A 9,660-nucleotide genomic window follows, 5' to 3' on the forward strand; every position below is an offset into this window, starting at 1 on the left:
AATGGACAATCCAGCCCAAGGGCATGTCCCGTCCGTGTTTCCGTCGCCGCTGGCCAGCCGTTACGTGGTCCTGCCGGTGGATCAGGTGGACACCGATCAGATCATGCCGGCCCGCTTCCTCACCGCCGTCGGCAAGGACGGTTTCGGGAAGCGCCTGTTTCACGACTGGCGGTACGACGCCGCGGGGAATCCGCGGGCCGATTTCGTCCTCAACCGGCCCGATGCCGCCGGCGCCGCCGTGCTGGTATCGGGCGAGAACTTCGGCTGCGGCAGCTCGCGGGAACACGCGGCATGGGCCCTGGTCCAGTTCGGTTTCCGGGCGGTGATCTGCCCGTCGTTCGCCGACATCTTTCGGCAGAACGCCCTTCAGAACGGATTGTTGCCCGTCATTGTCCCCGGTGACTGCCACCACCGCCTGGTGGAGTGGGCGAGAAACGATCCGGCTGCGCGCCTCACCATCGACCTGGCGGCCCGGACGGTGATCACGCCCGATGGCCAGGCGGTGGGTTTTCCCCTGGACAGGTTCAATCAGATCCGGCTTCTGGAGGGGATGGACGACATCCAGTTCATTCTCCGCTACGATGCGGTGATCGAGGCGTTCGAAAGCGGCGGGCCGCGATGCGGGGTATCGGTGGCTGACCCGCCCGATCCGATGTCCCCTCATTGAGGCGACGACCTCAACAGCTGGTGAATAACCTAGGGTTTCGTCTGCCGGGAGTCGGGAACGAAGACGAGGGATTCGGAATTCAGGCAATAGCGAAGTCCCGTGGGCGCCGGGCCGTCGTCGAAGACGTGGCCGAGATGGGCGCCGCAGCGGGCGCACAGGATCTCTTCGCGGGTCATGCCCCAACTGATGTCGGTTTCGGTCCGAATGTTCTCAACCGCCACCGGCCGGAAAAAGCTGGGCCAGCCGGTGCCGGAGTCGAACTTGGCCCGGGCGTCGAACAGCGGCAGGGCGCAGCCGACGCAGTCGTAGCGACCCGGCTGCTTGTGATCGTGGAAGCGCCCGCAGAACGGTCGCTCCGTCCCTTTGCCACGGGTGATCCGGTACTGCTCGGGGGTGAGCTGCCGCCGCCACTCGTCGTCGCTCTTGACCACTCGCGGCATCTCCGTGGGTTCCGTGAGCCGTCCGTCGTCACCGATGAGCCGAACCGTAACGGTTAAATCCGCCATGCTTTCCTCCGATGTCCCGCGGCCGGCGCGTTCGAGAGCCGCTTCGGCCCAGCCGGGGCGCGCCACGGCGATGAAAACCACCCAGCTCAAAGCTGCGGCGGTCGCCGCTGACACCATCAGCCAGAATCGTCCCGGACCCGTCATGACCGCCTCCCGGCCAAAGTTGTTGCTGTTGCTCTTATGGATTCCACCGTCTACGTGGCGGCGGAATCGTTTTCTAAGATGCGCAGTGGATGAATCGGGTTGCACCGCGGCCGGAGCAGGGTTCAAGTGTTCCCGGTGGGATCAATCCGCCCTCAGCGTGTTCTTCCGCTGCGCCAGATAGGCTCGGGCGGGAAAGGACCGGGTGCGGGTGCGGTCCACGAACAGGGTGAACGCCATCTGGTCCAGCGGGTCGAATCCGGCCGGGGTGAGCCAACCGACGATCTGTCGCTCGCTGTGGCGGTACATGGTGACGGGCCGACCGGTGTGGGTGAGCGCCGCCTCGACCACCCATGATGTGTGTTCACAGCCGGCCCGGTCGCCCACCACAAACACGAAGAATCCGCCCGGGCGGAGGATCCGGGCGACTTCCCCGAATACCGGTCCCAGCCTCCGGAAGAATTGGAACACTCCCACGCAAACAACGCCGTGCACGCTCCGGGCGGGGCAGGGGTAGGGGATGTGGCGCAGATCGTGCCGGATCAAATCGGTCAAACCTTTGCGGCGGCACGAGTCCAGCATTGCCGGATCTTTGTCCAGGCCGTGCACGATGAGACCGGCCTGGTGGAACCGCGCGGCGGCCAGGCCGGTGCCGATCCCGATCTCCAGAAGCGTCTGACCCGGCTCGAGGTGAGGATGCATGAGGTCGAAGGCGATTTCGGGCCCGCGCCAGCCAGTGGCCTCGGCCTCGGCGTCGTAAGCGTCCGGGCCGGCGGCGGCGGACAAGTGACGATTGAACCGGGACATGGTGGATCGTTTCCTCAAAAAAAGCGAATCGTCCATCCAGTATACGCAAACTCGGACCATCCGGCTGACAAACATAGGTGGGGATGATGCCGTGGCGCCGGCTGTTCCCGTACTGCCGGCGGCATTCAGTCTGTGGTATGCTTGGCAAGGCGATCGTTTCGGCAATTCCATAGAAAGAGGTGTTCCGATGCGCCTGATTCTTGCAAATGTGCTCCTGTGCCTTGTTCTGGGTTTGGCCGCCTGCACGTCAACCCCGGCGCCGCCCGCTCCGGCGGCGGAACCGGCGGCGGCTGAGCCAGACTTCGACATCGCTCCGGACCAGGTCCGGCTGGAAACCGTCTACGTGTCAGCCACCGGCGAACGCCTCAGCGCCCGGTTCGACAACGTCGCCGACGCGGTGACGGTCACCCTGCCGAGCGGCCGTACAGTGACTTTGCCTCGCGCCGTCTCCGGCTCGGGCGCCCGCTACAGCGATGGCACCGATACGTTCTGGGAGCATCACGGCGAAGGAACTTTCACCACGGGTGAAACAACCGTCTTTCAAGGCAAAGCCGAGGAGGACGACTGAGCGGCCTGAAGGTGCACCAGGTTGAGAGGCGGTGGCGCCTGACACTCATCGGGTGGCTGGGTGCGGGTGTGGTTGCCTCGATGGGGGCGGCCGGGTATTTGGCTGCGGCGCAGGAGGCGGCGGCAGTGAGTGAAGCGACAGAGTTCCGGGCGCGGTGCAGCGCGGATCTCGCGCAACCCCTGCAGCAGGCGTTCGCGCGGGCCGTGGCCGCCGGTACCCGACGATTCATCCTGACCATCGCGCCCGGGAAGTATCGGGAGTTCGCCCTGTCGCTGCGGGATGATCGCGGCCCCGCTGGGATGGCGCTGGTGGTGGCCGGTGAGGGCGACGCGCCGGTCGCCCTCGACGGCATCGCGCTGCAGTTGGCGGCGGACCGGGTCAGTATTCGCAACCTGGTGCTGCAGGGGAACCGCCGCCCCGCCGCCGTCCTGGACGTCCGGGTGGCGACCGAATTCACGGGCGAACGCTTGGCGCTCATCGACAACGAATGCCAGGATCCCACCGGCACCGAGCCGCTGGTTCGCCTCGCCGCCTCCGGGTCCCGAGGCGCCACCGCCCGGGCGACCCTCCGGCATGCCTGGCTGATCGGTAATCGCATTGCGGGGCAGGCCCCGTTGCTGGCCACACCGCGGACGGGGCGCGCCGACCTGGCGGAGCTCCGGCTGGAGGGGTGCGTGTTCTCAAGCAACGCGGCTGCCCATGCCCTGGAACCCTGGTTCACCCGCCAAACCGCGATCACGAACTGCCTGCTCGCCGAGCATCGGTTGGGTGGTGCGTGGTTGCGTCTGGTCAGTCCGCTGGCGCGGGTCCGTCTCGAGGGCGGCATCGTCACCAACGCCAGTGCACTGGTATGCTATGAAACCGGACCCGACGTCACCCGAACCGATTTCCCGGTTGTGGAGGCGCGAGGCGTGACGCTGCATCTGCTGGCCGCGCCCGATCCAACCGTGGTGCACGGCCAGAACACCACGCTGGCGCCGCCGCTGGAACGACTGCCCGATCCTGGTGCGCTGGCGGACCGGGCCCGTCGAGGGCAACCACCGGATTTGACAGACTGTTTGCAGTTTGTCCGGGACTGATGAATCGGGTAAACGGATGGATCGCCGATATTGTGGATGATAACCAAGGAGAAATAGATGATCAACCATTATGCTCGTACCGGCGGCATCAACAGGCGTCGTTCGACCCTCTATCTGTGTCTGGCTGGATTGCTCGCCACGACAATGTTATCTTCTCCGGTGGCAGCTTATACAGTCACTTTTCTCGCGTCTGGACCCGGGCAGTTGCAGGGGGATACTGTACAGACGGTGCCGCCGGGCGGCGATTGTACGCCGGTCCGAGCAGTGGCTGACGGCGGCAATCTGTTCTTCTGTTGGTCGGGTACGGGAGGCTTTGCCAACACGCGATTAAACCCGCTCACCATCCAGAATGTATCGGCTGACATGACCCTGACCGCTTCTTTCGGAGCCAATCCAGGTCCCGTTCATGTGTTAACCGAACCGGGCGGAGATGTCGTTCTGATCGGGCAAGAAAGCCCTTTGAACACCTCGGGCGCGCTCTTTTATGTTGAAGGCCGTTGGGGTGTCAACAGCACATACGGACACATGTATTTCACATACCCGAATGTATGTCCAGGGGCGAAAGTGCTCGCCCATCAGCTGCTGGCAATCCCTTGCGACGGAACGACGGGACATATCTACGCCGACTATGGCTTTCAGGTGCAAGCCCGGCAGTATCAATATTCCATAGCTGCCGACCAGTCGGGCGAACGGGGCTACATCTATTACGCCATAGAATACGAGATCGAAGACCCGGCCGGTTGGCTGGTGATCCTGCGATCACGGGGAAGCGGCCACGGGACCGAAAACGCCCATTTCAATGTGTATTTGGGCCATCCCGACGCCGACCGGACCACAGGATTTCTAGGCGACCCCGTCTGGTGCGTCTTCGAGACGGATCCGTACACCGCCGCCGAGCTGTCGGTGAATGAGAGCGAGATCTGGGGCGACATGCCGACCGGGGAACCCGCCCAGCGGGCACAATACTGGCTGGACGTGGATGGCGGCTCCGACATGGGCGGGCGATCGTTCCATCTAATCACCGCCGGACCGCCTTTGGCCGGCGTGGTCACCGCTCATCTGGGTTCCTCCTTTATCACAAGTTTCGACATTCAATTCGCCTCGGCCCCGCCAGGTGACCCCGACCGAGTCATCTTGGAGCTTACCCTGGAGCCGTTCGTGATCCGGGAGGAGCGATCCGTCTACCTGGACCTGGCACGGTACCTGGCGGAAATTTCGCCGCTGCCGGCAGGATTGGACGGTGACCTGAATGGCGATGGAAGGATCGACGCCGCGGACCTCGTGCTGGGAAAATAGCCGCGGCCAGCCGATTGTCTGGGCGTGAGTAATTGGATGCGGCCCCGGCGTCCGTTCGCCGATCAGCCGGAAATGGTGGACGATCTCTTTATTGAATCCACCGAAACATGGGAAGCTGTGGCTGTCGGTGAACGAATTTCCGAACACGTCGTGCCGTGCTGCCGGACGTCCCGCCAGGAGAGTGTCCAGCCCACTCCGCCTACGGCTTGGTCGGTTCGGCAGCGGGAGGCGCGGTGTAGTAGTAGCCGCGGCGGTAGCGGGGGCGCAGCGCCGGATCGTCCACGCGCACCTCGATGGTGTGGAACTCGCCGGGTTTGAACGTGGCGAAATCGGGCTGGTAGCCCAGCGTGTAAGTATAGGGCAGTTCGGCGGCGATGGCGCGGTAAATGCCCGGCAGCTCCTCGTACGAACCCACCTTGAAAAACTTGCCGCCGGAAGTCTCGGCCAGCCGTGCCAGCCGCTGATGGGCCAGGCGGTACGAGGTCTCCAGCACGGCCGGCGCCGGGTACTGCTGATGCATGGACTGGGTCCATTGCGGCTCCACGCGGCCGGTGCGGCTGGCGGCTTCGCCCTGGGCGTGCTCGTAGTACTGGCGGCGGGACAACTGGTAGACATCCTTGTCGGCGTCGGCCAGCGCCTGCTTCATGTTGTCCACCGTCAGAACGAAGAAGGTGGCATCGGAAGCCAGCGCCGTTGTGAACGCGTCGCTGAAATCCTTCAGGCTCTTGTTGTCGATGCCGTCGGTGTACAGCACGACGATGCGTCGACCGGGCGTCCGCTGGATCACATCGCGGGTGGAGAGGAAGATGGCGTCGTACAGGGCGGTGCCCCCCATGGCGTCGAGGCGGTCCTGCACCAGGGCCGCCTTCTCGCGCCAGCCGGTTTCGAAGTCGGCCAGCAGGCTGACGTCGTCGTTGAAATGGACAATGGCCAGACGGTCCTGGGGGCGGGTGTCCTGCAGCCGACGCAGGAAGTCAATGGCCCCCTGCTTGATCAGACTCATCTGTTTGTAGGTGCTGCCGCTCGAATCGATGATCATGACGATGTTCAAACGCTGGGCGGCTTCCTGAAACGCGGCGATGGCCATCTGTTGGCCGTTGTCGAACACCTTGAAGTTGTCCGCCTTGAGCCCGGCGACGGGGAAGCCGTAGCTGGTGAGCACCGTCACGTTCACCAGCACCATGGACACGCCGGTGGTCACCGTGTCGGCGGCCTTTGCCGGTTCCTGTGGCTGCGGGTGTCCGGGTGGGGCGACCGCCAGTGCGGCCAGAAGCATAATAGTGACGACTTGACGCACGGGTTCCCCCTCACGGAAGGCTTTTCAGCAGGTTCTCGATCTCATTGACGATGGTCCAGAACGCCTGTGGCGGCTTGTCCTTGGCGCTGGTCCGCATGTGCACCTGTCGGCTTCGTCCGTCGAACACGACGTCGAGTTCGATCGTCAACGGATTATCGATGTCGCCGTCGCCGTAGCGTTCATTGAGCTGGAACAGCCCGGCTCGGTCCATGATCTGGATGAGCGCCCAGAGACGGTCGGCCGACACCACCGTCTGGCGGGTGATGGCACCCCGTTCCAGGACCACCAGGGTGCCGTTGGCCCGCAGGCTGAGCAGGAAATCTTCAGGCGGTTGTCCGCCGCTGCGGCGGTACAGCAGCCGGAAGTCGCCCAATGCGTCGCCGGGGGCGGCGGGTGGCGGCGCAGCCTCCGGCCGGCGCGCCGCCGGTCCGAGGGCCACGTCCACGAGTTCCAGCTCCACGGGCGGCCGGTCTTCGCGCGGCACCACGGTGCGGATCAGGCCGAGTCCGGGCACGATCAGGCCGCGCAGTTTCCAGGTGCGATCCTCCAGCGCGCGGTACTCCAGACAGGTGCTGAACTGGCCCACCGGCGTGCTGGCGGGCTTCTCCGCCGGCAACAGGCGGCGCGTGCCGCCCACGCCCAACAGGCTGCGCTCGCCCTGCGGCGTCCATTCCCGATATTCGGCGGTGGCCGGATCCCAACGGATGAATCGGCTGTCCCCCAGCTGCGGCTCGCCGCTGGCGTCCAGGCAGTCGATGTCGGGGAAAAAGGAGATGATGTAGTACTCCCGACCGCCGGCCGTCGCCAGCCCGGTGATCTGGCTCTTCAGGAGGGGGCCGCCGCCCGCTGCGCGATAGGTCCAGGTGTTGTTCAACTCCAGCGGGAGGAAATAGGGTTGCATGCCCAGCTGGTGGAGTTTGGTCTGGATGACGAACTTCTGGACGTCGGTCAGGATGCCGTGGGGCAGGCAGTGCAGCTCGGCGAAGGCGATGTACTCGCCGTCCTCGACATAGTCGCGCTGGTACTCCCACTTCTCGGTGAACGTGTATTGCTGGCCGGGCGCGAGGATCAGGTCACTGTAGCCGATCTCGAAGTTGCGCCCCCACGACCATCGCCACAGGGTGGTCTGCTGGTCGGACGTCATCACGGCGAAGTCATATTTTTGGCTGGACGGGAAACGGACCCGCAAGGGCTTGTCGCTGCGGTTGGCGAGATACAGCGTGAAACGCAGGGTCGGCCCCACATGCACGAACTGGAATTCGGTGTACGGCTGGCGGTTTTTGGTGTTGAGGATCTTACGCGGGGGGAAGTCCAGCACCTGGCCGTCGTCGCCCGCCAGGATGCGGTAGCGGGTGAACTGGAGGATGGTGTCCGCGCCGATTTGGGGATCGAGCACCTCGATCCGGCAGTTGGCGTACTTGAAACAGATCGCCCCGTCTCCCTCGATGAGCAGGCGCCGACCGTCGTCGGCCGCCAACCACGTCCGCTCGTCCGCCTGGCGGATCACGCCCCGGAGCGGCGCGCCGCCGTCGGTGTCAGTCGGTGCGGCGGCCGCGGCCGCCAGCGAAACGGTTAGACAGGCGAGGATGCAGATGGCGAGCGGTCGGATCATTCACTCCCCCATCACATGGAAGACCACCGACCGCCGGCGGGGTCGGTTGTCGAAATCCAGCAATACGACCTGTTGCCAGGTGCCGAGAACGGGACGGGCATCGTCGACGGGCAGGGTCAGGGCGGGGCCCAGCAGAGCCGCCCGGACGTGGGCGTAGCCGTTGCCGTCGCCCCAGCGCCGGTCGTGGTGGTAGGGCACACCGGCCGGTGCCAGCCGCTCCACCGCTTCGCGTAGGTCAGCCAGCGCGCCGTCCTCGTACTCGATGGTGGTCACGGCGGCGGTGGAGCCGGGCACGCACACGGTCAGCTGCCCCCGGCGGACGCCGGCGGAGGCGACGCAGGTCGCCGCGTCCCCCGTCAGGTCGAGGATGTCGGTGCGGCCGGTGGTCTCGTAGGTGCGCGTTTCGGTGTGGATGATCATGGCGGAGTGTTTCCCTGTGTCCCCGATTATTGCACCCGGACGACCTCGGCCCGGTTTTCTGGAACCTGGATTTTGAGCACGCGCCCGTCGTCGTACCAGACGTTGGCGGTGAGTTGGGTGCTCCGGACCCGGAACCGGTGCGGCCGTCCCTTGAGACCCTCGACGCGCTCCCGACCGAGGTGCTCGATCACCATGGGCCCGGTCCCCCGCTCGCCCATCTGAGGGATGAACACCTGGACGGTCTGGGCGCCCTTGAGCTCCAGGTTGTAGCGGGACAGGAGCATCGCCCAATGGCAAAACACGTTGTCGTCGAGGATGGTCACGTCGGGCGCCAGCACGGCCGCCTCCGATTTCTGCGACGTGCCGAGATCGAACCGGCAGATGGCCAGCCGCAGCTTGAACTCCACCTGGAGGCTTTGCTTCATGACGCCCACCTGGCTGGTGAGCTGATAGGAACGGGGCGCCAGGTTGCGGTCTAGGACCAGGGTGCTGGTCTGGACGACGTCGCGGGTCAAGGCGTCCTGCAGCACCCGGAGCGCAGTGGCGGCCCGGACGGTGCCCGCGCCATCCAGCAGAGAGATTTGGAAATCTTCACTGCCCACGGGACGTCCATCGCGATAGACCGCGAAGGCGCCTCGGTCCATCAGGTCCAACGCCGCACCCGATATCGCCGTCGCGGCGCCGATCCAGGCAAACAGGATGGTGCGAAACAACGGCCGCCTCATTCCCGCCCCCGGTTCTTCATGATCTTCTCGATCTCGCGCTTTTCGGTCCGCTCCTGCTCGGTGCGGCGCTTGTCCACGGTCTTCTTGCCCCGGCACAGCCCGAGTTCCACCTTCACCCGGCCCTTGGGGTTGAAGTAGACCGACAGCGGGATCAGGGTCATGCCTTTCTCAACGACCTTGCCGATGAGCCGCCGGATTTCGGAGCCGTGGAGCAGGAGTTTGCGCGGGCGGATCGGGTCGTGGTTGTGGATGTTGCCATGGGTGTACGGACTGATGTGACATTCCACCAGCCACATCTCGCCGTTGCGGATTTTGGCGTGGGAGTCCTTCAGGTTGATCCGGCCTTCGCGCAGCGCCTTGACCTCGGTCCCCTGGAGGGCCAGGCCGGCCTCTATTTTCTCCACGACTTCGTAGTCATGGAACGCCTTCTTGTTGCGCGCGATCAGTTTGACCGTCATGGGACCGGCTGCTCCCCCCGTCCGGCGGTGGTCACCGGTATCGGTAAAGAAATCGAATTATATCAGAATGGGCCGAACGGTCCA

11 protein-coding genes are annotated in these 9,660 nt (G+C 64.9%); 4 read left to right on the forward strand and 7 right to left on the reverse strand.

From position 1 onward, the window contains the following. Position 1 precedes the first annotated feature (1 nt). Entirely contained in the window at positions 2 to 667 is a 666-nt protein-coding gene (gene leuD / locus GX414_00530; GenBank protein NLI45572.1) for a 3-isopropylmalate dehydratase small subunit, read from the forward strand. A 29-nt stretch (positions 668 to 696) separates the two neighbouring features. Here leuD and msrB read toward each other — a convergent pair whose 3' ends face one another. Continuing rightward, complete coding sequence (msrB, locus tag GX414_00535; protein NLI45573.1) at positions 697 to 1,107, reverse strand: peptide-methionine (R)-S-oxide reductase MsrB; 411 nt, start codon at positions 1,105 to 1,107, stop codon at positions 697 to 699. Positions 1,108 to 1,458: 351 nt separating this feature from the next. After that, complete coding sequence (locus GX414_00540; protein ID NLI45574.1) at positions 1,459 to 2,121, reverse strand: methyltransferase domain-containing protein; 663 nt, start codon at positions 2,119 to 2,121, stop codon at positions 1,459 to 1,461. A 187-nt stretch (positions 2,122 to 2,308) separates the two neighbouring features. On the opposite strand from GX414_00540, the gene GX414_00545 reads away from it, so the two are divergent. From GX414_00545 to GX414_00555, 3 genes are all read left to right on the forward strand, one after another. Beyond that, the gene (locus GX414_00545; protein ID NLI45575.1) at positions 2,309 to 2,689 is read left to right on the forward strand and encodes a lysozyme inhibitor; all 381 of its coding nucleotides are present in this window, start codon (positions 2,309 to 2,311) and stop codon (positions 2,687 to 2,689) included. Positions 2,690 to 2,814: 125 nt separating this feature from the next. Then, positions 2,815 to 3,768, forward strand: a complete 954-nt coding sequence (locus GX414_00550) for a hypothetical protein (protein NLI45576.1) — start codon at positions 2,815 to 2,817, stop codon at positions 3,766 to 3,768. A gap of 57 nt (positions 3,769 to 3,825) precedes the next feature. Beyond that, on the forward strand, positions 3,826 to 5,064 hold the full coding sequence (locus GX414_00555) for a hypothetical protein (GenBank protein ID NLI45577.1): 1,239 nt from the start codon (positions 3,826 to 3,828) through the stop codon (positions 5,062 to 5,064). 199 nt (positions 5,065 to 5,263) lie between these two features. Here GX414_00555 and GX414_00560 read toward each other — a convergent pair whose 3' ends face one another. Genes GX414_00560 through smpB form a run of 5 tightly spaced genes read right to left on the reverse strand, consistent with a single transcriptional unit; the run spans position 5,264 to position 9,576 of the window. Beyond that, positions 5,264 to 6,361: a VWA domain-containing protein gene (locus GX414_00560; protein ID NLI45578.1), complete on the reverse strand. Its 1,098-nt coding sequence runs from the start codon at positions 6,359 to 6,361 to the stop codon at positions 5,264 to 5,266. Between the two features lie 10 nt (positions 6,362 to 6,371). Beyond that, positions 6,372 to 7,973, reverse strand: coding sequence for a hypothetical protein (locus GX414_00565; GenBank protein ID NLI45579.1), 1,602 nt, complete (start codon positions 7,971 to 7,973; stop codon positions 6,372 to 6,374). Then, on the reverse strand, positions 7,974 to 8,393 hold the full coding sequence (locus GX414_00570) for a YjbQ family protein (protein ID NLI45580.1): 420 nt from the start codon (positions 8,391 to 8,393) through the stop codon (positions 7,974 to 7,976). A 26-nt stretch (positions 8,394 to 8,419) separates the two neighbouring features. Next, positions 8,420 to 9,106 carry a hypothetical protein gene (locus GX414_00575; protein ID NLI45581.1) on the reverse strand — a complete coding sequence of 229 codons (687 nt, stop codon included), beginning with the start codon at positions 9,104 to 9,106 and terminating at the stop codon, positions 8,420 to 8,422. An 8-nt stretch (positions 9,107 to 9,114) separates the two neighbouring features. Continuing rightward, a complete protein-coding gene (gene smpB, locus GX414_00580) occupies positions 9,115 to 9,576 on the reverse strand; it encodes an SsrA-binding protein SmpB (protein ID NLI45582.1) in 462 nt (153 codons plus the stop codon). Positions 9,577 to 9,660: the final 84 nt, after the last annotated feature.

The sequence above is a fragment of the Acidobacteriota bacterium genome, assembly GCA_012517875.1.
In the GTDB taxonomy this organism is placed as follows: Bacteria; Acidobacteriota; JAAYUB01; order JAAYUB01; family JAAYUB01; genus JAAYUB01.

Coding starts and splice junctions, on each gene's coding strand:
- GX414_00545 (NLI45575.1), top strand. CDS start 2,309: ATGCGCCTGATTCTTGCAAATGTGCTCCTGTGCCTTGTTCTGGGTTTG.
- msrB (NLI45573.1), bottom strand. CDS start 1,107: ATGCCGCGAGTGGTCAAGAGCGACGACGAGTGGCGGCGGCAGCTCACC.
- GX414_00555 (NLI45577.1), top strand. CDS start 3,826: ATGATCAACCATTATGCTCGTACCGGCGGCATCAACAGGCGTCGTTCG.
- GX414_00540 (NLI45574.1), bottom strand. CDS start 2,121: ATGTCCCGGTTCAATCGTCACTTGTCCGCCGCCGCCGGCCCGGACGCT.
- smpB (NLI45582.1), bottom strand. CDS start 9,576: ATGACGGTCAAACTGATCGCGCGCAACAAGAAGGCGTTCCATGACTAC.
- leuD (NLI45572.1), top strand. CDS start 2: ATGGACAATCCAGCCCAAGGGCATGTCCCGTCCGTGTTTCCGTCGCCG.
- GX414_00570 (NLI45580.1), bottom strand. CDS start 8,393: ATGATCATCCACACCGAAACGCGCACCTACGAGACCACCGGCCGCACC.
- GX414_00565 (NLI45579.1), bottom strand. CDS start 7,973: ATGATCCGACCGCTCGCCATCTGCATCCTCGCCTGTCTAACCGTTTCG.